The organism is Micromonospora sp. C28ISP2-4 (genome assembly GCF_030519385.1).
GTDB lineage: Bacteria > Actinomycetota > Actinomycetes > Mycobacteriales > Micromonosporaceae > Micromonospora > Micromonospora tulbaghiae.
Window position 1 is genome coordinate 1,407,289 of record NZ_JAUMKG010000001.1, and the last position, 14,901, is coordinate 1,422,189.

At 74.2% G+C, this 14,901-nt stretch carries 14 protein-coding genes; 7 read left to right on the forward strand and 7 right to left on the reverse strand.

Annotated features, from left to right (window positions below; all coding sequences use genetic code 11):
• Positions 1-75 precede the first annotated feature (75 nt).
• The 4 genes from Q3W68_RS06765 to Q3W68_RS06780 all read left to right on the forward strand — a co-directional run bounded on the left by Q3W68_RS06765 (position 76) and on the right by Q3W68_RS06780 (position 6,538).
• Positions 76-1,731, forward strand: a complete 1,656-nt coding sequence (locus tag Q3W68_RS06765) for a C40 family peptidase (RefSeq protein WP_302904600.1) — start codon at positions 76-78, stop codon at positions 1,729-1,731.
• A 109-nt stretch (positions 1,732-1,840) separates the two neighbouring features.
• The gene (locus Q3W68_RS06770; RefSeq protein ID WP_302904601.1) at positions 1,841-3,694 is read left to right on the forward strand and encodes a hypothetical protein; all 1,854 of its coding nucleotides are present in this window, start codon (positions 1,841-1,843) and stop codon (positions 3,692-3,694) included.
• A 190-nt stretch (positions 3,695-3,884) separates the two neighbouring features.
• Positions 3,885-5,819 carry a DEAD/DEAH box helicase gene (locus Q3W68_RS06775; protein ID WP_302904602.1) on the forward strand — a complete coding sequence of 645 codons (1,935 nt, stop codon included), beginning with the start codon at positions 3,885-3,887 and terminating at the stop codon, positions 5,817-5,819.
• A gap of 98 nt (positions 5,820-5,917) precedes the next feature.
• Positions 5,918-6,538, forward strand: coding sequence for a putative glycolipid-binding domain-containing protein (locus tag Q3W68_RS06780; protein WP_302904603.1), 621 nt, complete (start codon positions 5,918-5,920; stop codon positions 6,536-6,538).
• 14 nt (positions 6,539-6,552) lie between these two features.
• On the opposite strand, the gene Q3W68_RS06785 is transcribed toward Q3W68_RS06780, so the two are convergent.
• Genes Q3W68_RS06785 through Q3W68_RS06795 form a run of 3 tightly spaced genes read right to left on the reverse strand, consistent with a single transcriptional unit; the run spans position 6,553 to position 8,998 of the window.
• Positions 6,553-7,644, reverse strand: a complete 1,092-nt coding sequence (locus Q3W68_RS06785) for a PLP-dependent cysteine synthase family protein (protein ID WP_302904605.1) — start codon at positions 7,642-7,644, stop codon at positions 6,553-6,555.
• 10 nt (positions 7,645-7,654) lie between these two features.
• Positions 7,655-8,497: an SDR family oxidoreductase gene (locus Q3W68_RS06790; protein ID WP_302904606.1), complete on the reverse strand. Its 843-nt coding sequence runs from the start codon at positions 8,495-8,497 to the stop codon at positions 7,655-7,657.
• A 42-nt stretch (positions 8,498-8,539) separates the two neighbouring features.
• Positions 8,540-8,998, reverse strand: a complete 459-nt coding sequence (locus Q3W68_RS06795; protein ID WP_120572118.1) for an Lrp/AsnC family transcriptional regulator — start codon at positions 8,996-8,998, stop codon at positions 8,540-8,542.
• Positions 8,999-9,255: 257 nt separating this feature from the next.
• On the opposite strand from Q3W68_RS06795, the gene Q3W68_RS06800 reads away from it, so the two are divergent.
• The gene (locus tag Q3W68_RS06800; RefSeq protein WP_013473529.1) at positions 9,256-9,522 is read left to right on the forward strand and encodes a BldC family transcriptional regulator; all 267 of its coding nucleotides are present in this window, start codon (positions 9,256-9,258) and stop codon (positions 9,520-9,522) included.
• Between the two features lie 57 nt (positions 9,523-9,579).
• On the opposite strand, the gene Q3W68_RS06805 is transcribed toward Q3W68_RS06800, so the two are convergent.
• Positions 9,580-10,224: a UbiX family flavin prenyltransferase gene (locus tag Q3W68_RS06805; RefSeq protein WP_047891631.1), complete on the reverse strand. Its 645-nt coding sequence runs from the start codon at positions 10,222-10,224 to the stop codon at positions 9,580-9,582.
• A gap of 143 nt (positions 10,225-10,367) precedes the next feature.
• Here Q3W68_RS06805 and Q3W68_RS06810 point away from each other — a divergent pair, with 143 nt between their 5' ends.
• Positions 10,368-11,333, forward strand: a complete 966-nt coding sequence (locus Q3W68_RS06810; protein ID WP_302904607.1) for a terpene synthase family protein — start codon at positions 10,368-10,370, stop codon at positions 11,331-11,333.
• Between the two features lie 18 nt (positions 11,334-11,351).
• On the opposite strand, the gene mqnP is transcribed toward Q3W68_RS06810, so the two are convergent.
• From mqnP to Q3W68_RS06825, 3 genes are all read right to left on the reverse strand, one after another.
• On the reverse strand, positions 11,352-12,257 hold the full coding sequence (gene mqnP, locus Q3W68_RS06815; RefSeq protein ID WP_302904608.1) for a menaquinone biosynthesis prenyltransferase MqnP: 906 nt from the start codon (positions 12,255-12,257) through the stop codon (positions 11,352-11,354).
• Positions 12,257-13,714, reverse strand: coding sequence for a menaquinone biosynthesis decarboxylase (locus Q3W68_RS06820; RefSeq protein WP_302904609.1), 1,458 nt, complete (start codon positions 13,712-13,714; stop codon positions 12,257-12,259). Before Q3W68_RS06820 ends, mqnP begins: the two co-directional genes overlap by 1 nt.
• Positions 13,715-13,807: 93 nt before the next feature.
• Positions 13,808-14,362, reverse strand: a complete 555-nt coding sequence (locus tag Q3W68_RS06825; RefSeq protein WP_302904610.1) for a carboxymuconolactone decarboxylase family protein — start codon at positions 14,360-14,362, stop codon at positions 13,808-13,810.
• Positions 14,363-14,425: 63 nt separating this feature from the next.
• Between Q3W68_RS06825 and Q3W68_RS06830 the strand changes: the two genes are divergently transcribed.
• Entirely contained in the window at positions 14,426-14,896 is a 471-nt protein-coding gene (locus Q3W68_RS06830; RefSeq protein WP_302904611.1) for a MarR family winged helix-turn-helix transcriptional regulator, read from the forward strand.
• Positions 14,897-14,901 lie beyond the last annotated feature (5 nt).

The following is a 14,901-nucleotide window of genomic DNA, read 5'->3' on the forward strand; positions in this document are numbered from 1 at the left end:
AACACACACCAGGGCCGTCCTGTCCCGACACGCCCCAAGCACGCGTGACGGACCCCAGACCGGACGGGGAGCGGTATGGCTCACAGCACCAAGGCCCGACGGCGACGAGGACGGCAGCCGGTGATCTCACCGATCCTGCGCCCGGCGCTCTGGTCCGCCCTCCTGGGGGCGGTCGCGGCCGCGGCGCTCGCCACACCCGCATGGGCCGACCCGCTGCCCGACGTCGTGCCCGACACCGGCTCCCGGCCCCAGGCCACCGGGCCCCTGCAACTGCCCGGCTCGTCCGGCGGCGTGCGCGGCGTACCCGGCACCGTTCCCGGCGTGCCGGGCACCGTTCCCGGCGTACCCGGCACCGTTCCGGGCGTGCCCGGCGTCACCGTCCCGGGTCTCCCCGGCGCGGGTGCCACCACCGGCGTGACCAATCCGGCCGACGGCCCGCTGATCGCCCAGATCAACCAGCTCGACGCCCGGGTCACCCTGCTGGGCGAGGAACTGCTCCGGATCAAGACCGAGCGGGACGCCGCCCAGACCGAGCTGACCCAGTCCGCCGCCCGGCTCAAGGAGGCCCAGGACGCGCTCCGCCGCGCCCAGGACAACGCCAAGAGCGCCGCCGCCGACGCGGTCAAGGCCGACGCCGCGCTGCCCCCGGGCGAGTTCGGCGCGAGCCTGCGTGAGTTCGCCAACCTCCAACGCATCACCCGGGGCGACAAGGCCGAGGGCGCCACCACGTCGGTGACCGGCGAACTCCTCCGTGCCACGAGCGCCGAGCAGATCGCGCGGGAGGCGCACGAATCGGCCCAGCGGCGGGCGACCGAGAAGGCCGCCGCGTTCACCCGTGCCGAGACCGACCTGCGCAAGCAGGAGACCGCGCTCATCGCACTGCGCAAGGAGAACGCGGCCAAGCTCCTGGAGGTCGAGCGCCTGGCGGACGCCGCCGAGCAGCGGCTCGGCACCTCGTACGTGGTCGACCAGGGCATCGACGGCCTGGTGGCGGACCCGCGGGCGCTCGCCGCCGTGCGCTACGCCCTCGCCCAGCTCGGTGACCCCTACCTGTGGGCCGCCGAGGGCCCGGACCGGTTCGACTGCTCCGGCCTGATGCTCGCCTCCTACCAGGCGGCCGGCTACCGGGGCCTGCCCCGCGTCGCCAAGGACCAGTACTTCGCCACCCGTTCCCGCACCGTCTCGCCGAACGCCCTTCTCCCCGGTGACCTGCTGTTCTTCGCCTCCGGCAGCAGCTGGACGAGCGTCCACCACGTCGCCATGTACATCGGCAACGGCAAGATGGTGGAGGCGCCGCGGACCGGCGACGTCGTCAAGATCTCGGTGGTCCGCTGGTCCCGGCTCTATGCCGCCACCCGGGTGATCGGCGCCGTACCCGCCCCGGCCACGCCCGCGCAGCCGCCGACCGTGCCGGCCACCCCGCCGAAGCCGTCGACGACCCCCAAGCCGACGCCCACCACGCCGAAGCCGTCGACCACGCCCAAGCCGACGCCGACCACGCCGAAGCCCACGACGCCGAAGCCCACCACTCCGACGCCGAAGCCGACGACGTCCAGCCCCGCGCCGAGCACGCCGCCGCCGAGCCCGACCGACTCGCCCGACCCGACGCCGACCCAGAGTGCGAGCGCCGAGCCGGACACCAGCAGCGCCGCGCCGAGCAGCAGCAGCGCCGCCCCGTCGAGCAGCACGGCCGGCAGCGGCTCCGCCAGCCCGAGCAGCAGCGCCGACTGACCCAACCGCCACTCCGGCTGTGCTCCCGGGCCGGAATGTGGCACGGTGAGATCCAGGCACTTCCGGTCGGCGCCACGGCTGGAGGCGAGCGTGGGTGCGGAGGGGCGAGATGGGCGAGCAGGACGTTCCGGCGGAGAAGGTCCACCCGGGACCGACGCCCGACCCCGCCGGCCCGGCCGGCGACGACCACGCTTCGGTCTCGCCCGGGCCGGTAGCCGTCGCGCGGGCACGGGTGTCGGTCGCCGGTTCGGCCGTGCCGCCGCCCGCCGCTGACGAGCAGCCGCTTCCGCAGGCCGGTCCCACGACGTACCGGGCGGGCACTCCGGCGAACACCCCACCGCCGTTGGACCGGCGCCTGCCCGGCGCCACGGTGCCGCCGTCCAGTTGGTCCGCCTTCGCCGTGGCCGAACGCCCGGCGACGCCGCAGCCCGCCCCGGCCGGCGCGGCATCCGAGCCCGCCGCCGCACCGGCGGCGGACGGCGACGCCTCCCCGGGTAGGCCCGGCAGCGCTCCGGCGGTCATCCCGGCTCCCCGCGTCTCCGGTTCCGCACGCGTGCCCGTACCCGCTCCGCCCGCCGACGCGGCGGCGGTGGAGGCCGCATCGCCGGCCGGCGCCGGGAGCCTGACCGACGACCGGCCGGACCGCGACACCGCACCGGCCCGGCAGGCGGACGCCGCCGACGGGACCACCTCCGAGCCGCACGGCGGCTCCGGAACCTCTCCCGCCGGGTCCGCCGAGCCCTCGGCGGCCGGAGCCGGCAAGTCTGAACCGGCCGCACCTGTCACCGCACCGTCCGCCGGCTCCCTGCCGGGCACGTCCGACGACTCGGCGTCCGCCGAACCCGCGGGCTCCCTGCCGCGTGGGTCCGTCGACTCCCTGCCGGACGCGACGCCGGCCTCCGCGGCCGACCGCCCGGCCTCACCCGCCGGCGCGTCCACGGGCGTCGGGCAGGCCGGGTCCGCCCGGGCCAGCGCGTCGGTGCCCGGCCTGAGCCGCGTCTCCGCCGCGGAGGTCGCCGCCTCCGTGGTGGCCGCGCCGCCCGCCGCCGCCACCGTCTACCGGGCCGGACCGGTGAACCCGGAACCGCCGGAGCCGGTCCAGCCGCCGGAGCCCGCGCAGCCTCCGGCACCGAACGGCCCGGAGCCCGAGCCGGCGCCGACCCCGGTGCCCGGTCCGACGCCGCCGTCGCCCGCGCCGCCGGTGCCCGAGCCGGAGCCCCCGCTCCGGCCCACGCCGCCCCTGCCCACGCCGCCCGCGCCCACCCCGCCGACCCCCACGCCCGGGCCGGTGCCACCGGTCCCCGGGCCGCCCGTGCCGCCGCCGGGTCCGCCCGTACCCCCGCCACCGCCTCCGCCGGGCCCGATGCCCGCGCCGCCGTTCCCGCCGCCACCGGCGATGACCGGCGGGTCGGGCACGCTGCCCGCGCCGCTGTTCCCCGCCCCGGCGGCCGGCTCGTCGTTCCCGCCCGCGCGGGCCGCCGTACCGGGCCCACCGGCCGCGCCCCTGTCGCAGTCGGTCACGCCCGGCACGCCGGACGGTGCACTGCCGTCGTGGGCCGCCGCGCCCGTGTCGGCACCGCCGCCGCCCGTGGTGCCGGCCCCGGCGCTGCCGACCTGGCCGCCGCCGGCCACGCCCGCCCGCGACGCCGACACGACCCGTCCGGTACGCCCGCAGCCCGCCGGCCCGGATCTCGCCTCCACCGCGTACGGCGGGACCGACGGGCCCGGTTTCGCCACCGTGTCGTTCCCGCAGGGCAACCCGTTGGAGAACTCCGGATCGCTGACCGGGCACATCCTCGCCCAGGGCTGGTCCGAGGAGAGCCCGGCGGCCCGGGGCGGCAACACCAAGGTGATCATCGTGCTGGCGATCGCGCTGACCATGCTCATCGCGATCAGCCTGCTCGTGGTCTTCCTGGCCAACGACGCACTGAGCGGCCTGACCGGGACCGTGCTCATCGAGTGACAGGGGTGAGCCCGCCCACTACGGTCTCGCGTTGCCCTGGCGGAGTCGGCGTCGCGCCGTACACTTGTCTCTGATCATTGACCCGGCGCGCCCGACTGCGCGCGCCCATGGGCGATCTTGCGGGCGATTCGGCGGCGTGACAGGCCGCGGCGGGCCATCGCGAAGATGCGCCCCGCTCGAGAGGTATTTCTTGACCACGTTCGCTGAATCCAGCACGTCCCCGTCCGTCGACCCGACGCCCGACACCGTCGACTTCGCGTCGCTCGGCCTGCCCCGGCAGCTCGTCGAGACGCTCGCCCGGCAGGGCATCACCACCCCGTTCGAGATCCAGCGGGCCACGCTGCCCGACTCGCTCGCGGGCCGCGACGTCCTCGGCCGCGGCCAGACCGGCTCGGGCAAGACGCTCGCCTTCGGCCTGCCGGTGATCGCCCGGCTCGCCGACCGCAACCGGGCCCGGCCGCTGCACCCGCGCGCCCTGGTCCTGGTCCCCACCCGTGAACTTGCCATGCAGGTGAACGACGCCCTCGTGCCGCTCGGCAAGTCGGTGGGCGTGTTCCTGAAGACCGCCGTCGGCGGTGTGCCGTACGACCGGCAGATCGACGCGCTGCGCCGCGGCGTGGAGATCGTCGTGGCCACCCCGGGACGGCTCGGCGACCTGATCGAGCGCGGCGTGTGCCGGCTCGACGACGTCGAGATCACCGTGCTGGACGAGGCCGACCAGATGGCGGACATGGGCTTCCTGCCCGAGGTCACCCAGCTGCTGGCGAAGACTCCGGCGGACGCGCAGCGGCTGCTGTTCTCGGCCACTCTGGACAACGACGTCGACACGCTCGTCAAGCGGTTCATGACCGACCCGGTCACCCACTCGACCGCACCGGCCACCGCCGCCGTGTCCACCATGGATCACCACCTGCTGCTGATCCCGCCGCACGACAAGTTCGCGGTAGCGGCGTCCATCGCCGCCCGTGAGGGCCGCACCATGCTGTTCGCCCGTACGCAGCTCGGCGTGGACCGCCTCGTCGAGCAGCTCGCGGCCGTCGGTGTGCGGGCCGGTGGGCTGCACGGCGGCAAGACCCAGCGCATGCGCACCAAGACGCTCGCCGAGTTCCGCGAGGGCCGCACGCCCGTGCTGGTCGCGACCGACGTGGCCGCCCGGGGCATCCACGTCGACGGCGTCTCGCTGGTGCTGCACGTGGACCCGCCGAAGGACCCCAAGGACTACCTGCACCGGGCCGGCCGTACGGCCCGGGCCGGCGAGTCGGGCGCGGTGGCGACGCTCGTGCTGCCCAAGCAGCGCCGCACCACTCTGGCCATGATGGAGAAGGCGGGCGTCGAGCCGGCCGAGACCCGGGTCCGGGCGGGCGACGAGGCGCTGGCCGAGCTGACCGGCGCGCGCGAGCCCAGCGGCGTACCGGTCCGGGACGAGCCGGAGCCGCGTCGCGGCGGTGGCTCGCGCCGCTTCGGCGACCGCGACGGCCGGGGCTTCGACCGTGGCGGGCGGGGCTTCTCCGACCGTGGCGAGCGTCGGTTCGGCGACCGTGACGGCCGGGGCGAGCGCCGATTCGGCGACCGTCCGGCGGGCGAGCGGTCCGGCGACCGGTTCGCTGACCGTGGCGGTGACCGCCGGTTCGGCGACCGGCCGGCCGGCGAGCGCTACTCGGGCGAGCGGTCCGGCGGCGAGCGCCGCTTCGGGCGGCCGGAGCGCCGCGACGACCGCAGCTTGGGCGATCGGGGCGAACGCTTCGGCGGCCAGCGGTCCGACGACAGGCGCTTCGGCGGCCAGCGGTCCGACGACAGGCGCTTCGGCGAGCAGCGGTCCGACGACCGCGGCCCGCGCGGCGACGACCGGCGCTTCGGCGAGCGGGCCGACCGGCCGTACGGCGACCGGCAGCGGCCGGTGGCCGGACGCGGGTACGACCGCGACGAGCGGCGCTACGACGACCGGCCGAGCGGCTCGCGTGGCTTCGGCGACCGGCGCCAGGACGACCGCCCGCACGCCGAGCGGCGTTTCGGTGACCGGGGCGACGCCCGACCGGCCGAGCGCCGGGGCGGCTTCCGCGCCGAGGGGCGGGGCCGGGACGACAGGCGCGGCTTCGGCGGGCGCCCGCCGGCACGTACCCACTGATCTGAGCGCTACCACGGACGCCGCCGCCGAGCACCCGCTCGGCGGCGGCGTTCGCGCATCCGCTGCCGCTGACCGCCGGGTCGCGTAACGTCCGGACCATGCCGAAGTCGCTCTTCTGGGCCCGGACCGACACCGCCGGCTCCGAGCACGTCGTGCTCGACGGAGGTTCCGGGCTGACCGCGCAGGGTGTGGCGCTCGCCGTGGATCCGATCCCGTACACGTGCCGGTACCGGCTTGCCGTCGGGCCGGACTGGTCGACGAACCGGCTGGAGGTCGAGTCCGAGGGCGCCGGCTGGTCGCGGAGCGTACGCCTGGAGCGGGGCCGGGACGGGTGGCGCGTGCGTACCGGCGAGGAGGGTGACCTGGACGCGGCGCTGAGCGCGGCGGGCCACCCACCGGCGGGCCTGCCTGGTACCGACGACCCGGGCCGGCTGGCCGAGGCGCTCGACGTGGACCTGGGCGGTTCGCCGCTGACGAACACGCTGCCGATCCGCCGGATCGGGCTGGGCCGGCTGCCCGCCGACCTGGCCACGGCCGTGACGGTGGCCTGGGTGCTGCTGCCGGGCCTGGCCGTGGTGCCCGCCGAGCAGGTCTACACCTCGCTGGGCCCGGGCCGGGTCCGGTATTCCAGTGACACGTTCACGGCCGACCTGGAGGTCGACCCGGACGGCTTCGTGGTGCGCTACCCGGGGCTGGCCGAGCGGGTCGACCCGCGCTGACCGCCGGGTCCGGGTCAGGCCGGCCAGGTGCCGTCGGTCAGGAACCGGTCGATGGTGGCGAGGTGCGGGGCGAGGTCGAGGCCCTGCGCGGCCACCCACTCGTCGGAGTAGTAGGTGTCGGCGTACCGGTCGCCCGGATCGCAGATCAGCGTGACCACCGACCCGGTACGCCCGTCCGCCCGCATCTGCGCGATCAGCCCGAACGCGCCCCACAGGTTGGTGCCGGTGGAACCGCCCACCCGGCGGCCGAGCACCGCCGAGCCGGCCCGCATCGCGGCGAGCGACGCGGCGTCCGGCACCTGCACCATCCGGTCCACCACGCTGGGCAGGAAGGACGCCTCGACGGTGGGCCGCCCGATGCCCTCGATCCGGGAGCCGCGGTAGGTGCGCACCGACCAGTCACCGGCCTGCCAGGCGGGGTAGAAGGCGGAGTTCTCCGGGTCCACCACGCAGAGCTTGGTGGGCAGCCGCCGGTAGCGGGCGTATCGGCCGATGGTGGCGCTGGTGCCGCCGGTGCCGGCGCCGACCACGATCCAGGCGGGCACGGGGTGCCGTTCCAGCGCGAGCTGAGCGTAGATCGACTCGGCGATGTTGTTGTTGCCCCGCCAGTCGGTGGCCCGCTCGGCGTAGGTGAACTGGTCCATGAACCGGCCGCCGCTGTCCTCGGCGAGCCAGCGCGCCTCCACCACGACCTTTGACGGGTCGTCCACCAGGTGGCAGCGCCCACCCTGGAACTCGATCTGGGCGATCTTCTCCGGCGACGTGGAGGCGGGCATGACCGCGATGAACGGCAGCCCGAGCATCCGGGCGAAGTACGCCTCGGAGACGGCCGTCGAGCCTGATGACGCCTCGACGATGGTGGTGTCCGGGCCGATCCAGCCGTTGCAGAGCCCGTAGAGGAACAGCGAGCGGGCCAGCCGGTGCTTCAGCGAGCCGGTGGGGTGCACCGACTCGTCCTTGAGGTAGAGGTCGATCCCCCACTCGCGGGGCAGCGGGAACGGCAGCAGGTGGGTGTCGGCGGAACGGTTGGCGTCCGCCTCGACAGTGGCGATGGCCTCGGTCACCCAGCGCCGGCTGGCCTCGTCGCACCTGTCGAAGTGAGTCACGTCGGCAACGTTACAAGCGAGGTGGGCTCGGGTTCTCCCGGACCCGGCGGGCCTGCCGCCGCTGACCGGCCCGTCCGGTGGCCCGGATCACCGGCGTGAGGGCCAGGGCGAGCCGGGGGAAGGCGTCCAGGAGCCGTACCTGCGCGCCGCGCCAGCGCGGCAGGCTGACCACCGGCCGGGGGCGGCGGGCCAGCCGGGCGGCCCGCGCGGCCACCCGCTCCGGCGTGAGCAGCGAGCCGGTGAAGGACGCCAGCGCTCCCGGGTCGTCCAGCTTGTCGTGCAGCATCGGCGTCCAGATCCCGTCCGGGCACAGGCACGACACGTGTACGCCCCGGACGCCGGCCATCTGCAGGTCGCTTAGGGTGCCGAGGCTGAACGCGAGCAGGGCGTGCTTGCTGGCCGCGTACACCGTCTCGCCGGGCGCGGCGATCAGCCCGGCCAGCGAGACGACGTTGAGCACGTGGCCGCGGCCCTGCTCGCGCATCACCGCGACGGCGGCGAGCGTGCCGTTCATCGCGCCGAGCGCGTTCACCTCGACCACCGCGCGGCGGGTCCGGGCGTCGTGCCCCCAGGAGGGGCCGGTGACCAGGATGCCCGCGTTGTTCACCCAGAGCCCGAGGCCGCCGGGCGCGGCCGCCGCCTCGGCGGCGACCTCCGCGCAGGCGGATTCGTCGCGTACGTCGAGCGGGCGGGACCAGCCACCCAGCGGCGCGGCGGCGGCCGACACCGCCCCGGCGTCGGTGTCGCTGAGCAGCACGTTCCAGCCGTCGGCGTGGAGTGCGGCGGCGATCGCCCGCCCCAGCCCGCCCGCCGCTCCGGTGACCACTGCGGCACCACGTCCCGAGCTCGTCATCGGCGCACGGTAACCGCAACCCCCGGCCCGGGGCCAGAGGCGTCAGGCGGTGGGCGCTTCCAGCGGCTGCGGGCGGTTCTCCCACTTGGTCGACAGGGCGATGCTGGTACGGGTGGACGCCACACCCGCCGTCCGGTTCAGCCGGACGATCAACTGCTCCAGCTCGGCGATCGTGCCGACTCGCGCCTTGAGCAGGAAGGACTCGACGCCGGCCATGAAGTAGCAGGACTCGATCTCGGGGATGCGACGGAACGACTCCAGCACGTCGTCGGTGTCCGCGTCGGAGTCCTCGATGATGCCGATGAGCGCTGTGACGCCGAGCCCGATCGACTCCGGCTCGACCTCGGCCCGGTACGCCCGGATCACGCCGCTGGACTCCAGCTTGCCGACCCGCTCGTGCACGGCCGGGGCGGAGAGGCCGACCTGCCGGGCCAGTTCGGCGTACGACAGACGGGCGTTGCCCCGCAACAGCTCCACGAGGCTCAGGTCGATCGTGTCCACGGAGAGTGACCCTATCCGTTCGGCGACCACGGAACACTGTCGGTACCCGTGGATCAACCCTTCACAAACGTACGATCACGGGGGTTCTCCGCCGGTACCATTTCCTATCCTTCCCAGTGTGTGCGTTTTTCGCGTTTGGCGGACACGTCCGGTAGCCGGTGCTGTAATTGCCATACGTCCCTCATGACGGCTCTGGGCTCGCACCGGCCGGGGGCAGTGTGTTCAGCCGGGGGCTTCGTCGACGCGAGGAGGGGGCTGTGGACACTGGAGATCGCCTGCTGACACCGGGTGAGGTCGCTGCGCTGTTTCGGGTGGACCCGAAGACCGTGACCAGATGGGCAGCGGCCGGCCGGATCGGCAGTATCCGGACTCCAGGAGGGCACCGCCGGTTTCGGGAATCCGAGGTGCGGGCCCTGCTCGAGGGGGAGGGCATGCTGGACGAGGCGGAGGACATGGGCAAGGCCCGCAACATGGGCCCGACCGCTTCCACCGGCCCCGGACCGGCGAACGCCGGCATGTACTGAACGTGCGGGGCGCGGTCCGGCCGAGGGCCGCGCCCCGCACTTCGGCAACCGGGTCGGTCAGTCCGGATCCGCCTCCCGGCGGCCGGCGGCCAGCTCGCCGGACCACCGCCGGAACAGCGTGTGCTCGACACCGAGCGCGTCGAGCACCTTCCCGGCCACGAAGTCGACGAGCTGCCCGGCGGACGCCGCCGCCCCGGCGCCGTAGAAGCCCGGACTGGCCGGCAGCACCACAGCGCCGGCGTCGTGCAGCGCGATGAGATGTTCCAGGTGACTGCGGGTCACCGGCGTCTCCCGGGGCACCACGACGACCGGGCGGCGTTCCTTGAGGTTCACCTCGGCGGCGCGCTGGAGCAGATCCTTGGACAGCCCGATGGCGATGCCCGCGCACGCGGCGGTGCTCGCCGGCACCACAGCCATGCCGCGTACCGGGTAGGAGCCGCTGCTCGGTCCGGCGGCCAGGTCACCGGCGGGCCAGTGCCGCAGGTCCGCGCCGGTGAGGTCGCGGTCGAGCCAGGCGGCCAGGTCCTCGGCCCAGTGCGCGTCCCGGAAGGGCCGGCCGGTCTCGTCCAGCACCGTGAGCCGGGCCGCCCGGGAGACGATCAGGTCGACCGCCTGGCCGGCGTCGAGCAGGCCCCGGACGACAGCTGCCGCGTACGGCGTCCCGGACGCGCCGGAGACACCCACCACCCATGGTTCGCGCATGCCCTCAAGCGTGCCTGGTCGCCGCGGGCGGCGGGCGGGGACCCCCGTTCGGTCGGCCCGCCCGGGATGTCCAGAGGGTTCACGGAACTTCCCGGGACATGAAATTCTGCGGTCGGCGATCCACTTCCACGGAGGGGCCGGTGATGACGGCGGCGGTGCTGCGGGCGCTCCGCTCCGAGTGCCCCATCGCGCCGCGCCTCTCCCCGTACGCCGACGACGTGCAGGGCTGGCTGGTTGAGCAGGTCGACCGGCTCGGTCTGCCGGCTGACCCGGCCACCCGTGCACGGCTGGCGCGGGCCGGCTTCGCCCGGTACGCCGGGCGCCTCTACCCGGACGCCACCGAACCCGACCTGCGGGTGCTGACCGCGTTGTTCACCTGGTTCTTCCTCGTCGACGACGCCTGCGACGGGCGGGACGGGCTGACTCCGCCGCAGATCCGCGCGTTGCGTGACGGCGCGCTCGCGTTGCTGCGCGAGGGCCCGCGCGCCCGCCATCCGGGCTTCTCCGGTCCGCTGCGCCGTCTGCTGGTGCAGGCGTGGCGGGAGCCGCGCCGCCGGATGCCGGCCCGGTGGCGGCTGCGTTTCGCCGACGCGGTCGCCGACCACCTGGACGGGGTGCACCGGGAGGCCACCGCCAACACGTCCGGCCGTCCACCGGGCGTCGCCGAGTACGTGCGGCTGCGCCGGGCCACGTCGGCGGCGTACGTGTCGTACCCGCTGATCGAGTTCGCGTCCGGGCGTCCGCTGCCCGACGCGGTCTACCACCATCCGGCGCTGCGGCGGCTCGCCGGCCTCGCCAACGACCTGCTGTCCTGGTTCAACGACATCGCCTCGCTGGAGCGCGACCGGGCCACCGGCGGCGGGCACAACCTGGTCCTGGCGACGGCCGCCGAGCGGGGCGTGCCGGTGCCGGCGGCGGTCGACCTGGTGGCCGCGCACTGGCGGGCCGAGATGGACCGGTTCGCGGCGCTCCTGGCGGCGGCGCCGTCGTTCGGCCCGACGCTGGACGACGCCGTCGCCATCCATCTCGACGGGCTGGCCGCCGCGGTGCGCGGCACCGTCGACTGGACGCTGGAGAGCGCCCGCTACCCGGTCGCCGCGGCGTCCTGACCGGGTTTGGCGTTGCCGTTACGGCCGCAGGCCGAGCCGGATCACCAGGTCGAGCAGCGCGAGGACGAACAACGCGATGCCGACGAAGCCGTTGGCGGTGAAGAACGCCCGGTTGACCTTGCTCAGGTCGGTGGGGCTGACCACCATGTGCTGGTAGGCGAAGGCGACAGCGGCGAGCGCCAGCCCGATCCACCACAGCCAGCCGAAGCCGACCCACGCGCCGAACCAGATGAACAGCGCGAACGTCACCACGTGCGCGACCGTGGAGGCGTGCAGCGCGAAGCGCCGGCCGTACCGGGCGGGGACGCTGTGCACGCCGATCTCCCGGTCGATCTCCGAGTCCTGGCAGGCGTAGATCAGGTCGAAGCCGCCGATCCACAGGCCGACGGCGGCGCCGAGCAGCCAGGCGGGGCCGGAGCCGTCGAGCGTGCCGGTGACCGCCAGCCAGGCGCCGACCGGGCCGACCGCCTGGGCCACCGCGAGGATGGCGTGCGGCCAGTTCGTGAACCGCTTGCCGTACGGGTAGACCACGAGCGGCACCACGGCGAGCGGCGCGAGCACCAGGCAGAGCGGGTTGAGCAGGGCGGCCGCGGCCAGGAACACCACGAGCGCGACGGCCGCGCCGGTCCAGGCCGTCCGCACGCTCACCGCGCCGGTGACCAGTTCCCGGTTGGCGGTACGCGGGTTCCGCGCGTCGATCCGCCGGTCGAGGATCCGGTTCGCGGCCATGGCGAACGTCCGCGCGCCGACCATCGCCACGGTGATCAGCAGCAGGTCTCCCCAGCGCACCCGGCCGCCGTTGAGCTGCATCGCGGTCAGCGCCGACAGGTACGCGAACGGCAGCGCGAAGACCGAGTGCTCGATGGCGACGAGCTTGAGGAAGGACGAGACCCGGCCGGGCCGTTCCTGGACTGCCGCCGTCATCAGATCCCGTATTCCTTCCAGCGCTTGTCGACGAGCGAGACCACCTCGGGTGACATGCGCATCTCCTCCGGCCAGCCCCGGGTGTAGCCCTCCTCGGGCAGCTTGCGGGTCGCGTCGATGCCCGCCTTGCCACCCCAGAACTGCTGGTACGAGGCGTGGTCGAGGTGGTCCACCGGTCCCTCGGTGAGCATCAGGTCACGTGCGTAGTCGACGTTGCCGAAGGCGCGGAACGCCACCTCGTTGTAGTCGTGCACGTCGCAGTCCTCGTCGACGATCACGATCAGCTTGGTCAGCGACATCATGTGCGCGCCCCAGATCGCGTTCATGACCTTCTGCGCGTGCTTCGGGTAGCGCTTGCGGATCGACACGATCGCGCAGTTGTGGAAGACACCGGCGGCGGGCAGGTCGTAGTCGACGATGTCCGGGATCAGGAAGCGCAGCAGCGGCGCGAAGATCCGCTCCGTGGCCTTGCCGAGGCCGTGGTCCTCCTGGGGCGGCTGGGACGTGACGATCGAGTGGTAGACCGGGTCGCGTTGCATGGTCATGCACTCGATGTGCATGACCGGGAACGGCTCGACCGGCGTGTAGAAGCCGGTGTGGTCGCCGAACGGCCCCTCGGGCAGGCGCTCGCCCGGCTCGATGTAGCCCTCCAGCACGATCTGCGCGTGCGCCGGCACCTGAAGCGGGACGGTCAGGCAGTCCACCATCTCGACCCGCTCACCGGCGAGGAACCCGGCGAACAGGTACTCGTCGATGTCGGCTGGCAGCGGCGCGCTGGCCGAGTACGCCACCACCGGGTCCGCGCCGATCGCGATCGCCACCGGCAGCCGCTGGCCGAGCCGCTCGGCCACCGCGTGGTGCGCGGTGGAGTTCTTGTGGATCTGCCAGTGCATGCCGATGGTGTTGTGGCTGTGCTGCTGGAGCCGGTAGAGCCCGAGGTTGCGCTTGCCGGTCTCCGGGTGTTTGGTGTGGGTCAGCCCGAAGTTGTGGAAGATCCCGCCGTCACCGGGCCACACCTGCAATCCGGGCAGCCGGTTCAGGTCGACGTCGTCGCCGCGGTAGACCACCTGCTGACAGGGGGCGGTCTTCACCTTCTTCGGCGGCATCGACTTGAGCTGCATGACCTTGCCGAGGCCGCCCATCATCCCGGAGAAGCCCTGCGGCAGCTCCGGCTTGAGCATGTCGCCGATCCGCTCACCGATCTCGTCGAGGTGCCCCACCCCGAGCGCCATCGCCATCCGCTTCTCGGTGCCGAACAGGTTGATCGCCACCGGCATCTCGCCCCGGGTGGGGCGCTCGAACAGCAGCGCGGGCCCGCCGGCCCGGACGGTGCGGGTGACGATCTCGCTGATCTCCAGCGTGGGGTCGACCGGTGCGCTCACCCGCCGCAGCTCACCCGCACGCTCCAGCGCCGCGAGGAAATCCTTCAGATCGGTGTACGGGAAGCGAGCCGCCATACCGCCATCCTCCCGTACCCTCCTGCGGAGGTAAGGACGGGCCCCCTTTTAACGCCTCCGGTAGAGGAGGGGCCCCTTGTTAACACCCGCAGCTCAGGCGGCGGGCTGCCAGGCGTACGCGACCAGCGGCTCGTCGAGCGGCGCCTCGGTGAGCCGGTTGGCGAACGTGGAGATCGTGTACGTGCCGACGCCGAGCACCACGTCCAGCGCGTGCCGGGGCTGCCATCCGGCGGCGAGCAGCGCGTCCAGATCGGCGTCGGGGACCGCGCCCCGATGGTCGAGCACGGCGACCGTGAACCGGCGCAGCGCCTCCAGCCGGGGGTCGGGCAGCGTCGCACCGGCCCGCAGCGCCTCGATCAGCTCGGGCGCGGCGGCGTGCCGGACGAGCGTCGCGGTGTGCATGGCCACGCAGAGGTGGCAGCCGTTGCGGGTGGCGACGGTCAGCACGACCACCTCCCGGGCGACCGGGTCGAGATCGGTGGCCTCGAACGCGGCGTTGGCGGCGAGGAAGCCCTTGAGCAGCTCGGGTGAGCCGGCCATCAGGCCGACGGCGGCGGGCAGGTGACCGAGTGCGCGGCGTACCCCGGCCATGACCGGGCGGGCGGCGGCGGGTGCGGTGTCCGGCTCGTACGCGGTGAAGCGGGACATGACAGGGCCCCTCTCGTAGAATGGTCAACGTGGTTGACGAAATGGTAAACCTGGTTGTCGAACATGGCAACGCCTGACCGCCCCGGCTTCGCGCTGCCGCTGCTCCTGCTCGCCGGCTTCCGCACGCTGATCGACGACCTGCACGCCGAACTGGCCCGCCAGGGGCACCCCGAGCTGCGCCCGGCCCACGGCTTCGTCCTCCAGGCCGTCGGCCCGACCGGCACCACCGCCTCCGACCTCGGCCAACGCCTCGGCGTCTCCAAGCAGGCCGCCGGCAAGACGGTGGACCGGCTGGTCGCGCTCGGCTACCTGGAACGCCTGGACGACCCCGCCGACGCCCGCCGCAAGCTGGTCCGGATGACCGCGAAGGGCCGCGACGGGCTGCACCGCTCGGCAGTCGTCTTCGACGAACTACGCGAGCGGTGGGCGGCCACGCTCGGCGCGGACCGGGTCGCCGCCATCGAGGACGACCTGCGCCGGATGGTCCCCGCCGACGTGTTCCGCCTCGACGTCCCCGGCTGGTTCGGCGGGTGAATTCG

Bases quoted from the DNA above. Each gene is read 5' to 3' on its own strand.
- Q3W68_RS06765 (WP_302904600.1), top strand. From the start codon at position 76: ATGGCTCACAGCACCAAGGCCCGACGGCGACGAGGACGGCAGCCGGTG.
- Q3W68_RS06770 (WP_302904601.1), top strand. From the start codon at position 1,841: ATGGGCGAGCAGGACGTTCCGGCGGAGAAGGTCCACCCGGGACCGACG.
- Q3W68_RS06780 (WP_302904603.1), top strand. From the start codon at position 5,918: ATGCCGAAGTCGCTCTTCTGGGCCCGGACCGACACCGCCGGCTCCGAG.
- Q3W68_RS06790 (WP_302904606.1), bottom strand. From the start codon at position 8,497: ATGACGAGCTCGGGACGTGGTGCCGCAGTGGTCACCGGAGCGGCGGGC.
- Q3W68_RS06805 (WP_047891631.1), bottom strand. From the start codon at position 10,224: ATGCGCGAACCATGGGTGGTGGGTGTCTCCGGCGCGTCCGGGACGCCG.
- Q3W68_RS06810 (WP_302904607.1), top strand. From the start codon at position 10,368: ATGACGGCGGCGGTGCTGCGGGCGCTCCGCTCCGAGTGCCCCATCGCG.
- mqnP (WP_302904608.1), bottom strand. From the start codon at position 12,257: ATGACGGCGGCAGTCCAGGAACGGCCCGGCCGGGTCTCGTCCTTCCTC.
- Q3W68_RS06820 (WP_302904609.1), bottom strand. From the start codon at position 13,714: ATGGCGGCTCGCTTCCCGTACACCGATCTGAAGGATTTCCTCGCGGCG.
- Q3W68_RS06825 (WP_302904610.1), bottom strand. From the start codon at position 14,362: ATGTCCCGCTTCACCGCGTACGAGCCGGACACCGCACCCGCCGCCGCC.
- Q3W68_RS06830 (WP_302904611.1), top strand. From the start codon at position 14,426: ATGGCAACGCCTGACCGCCCCGGCTTCGCGCTGCCGCTGCTCCTGCTC.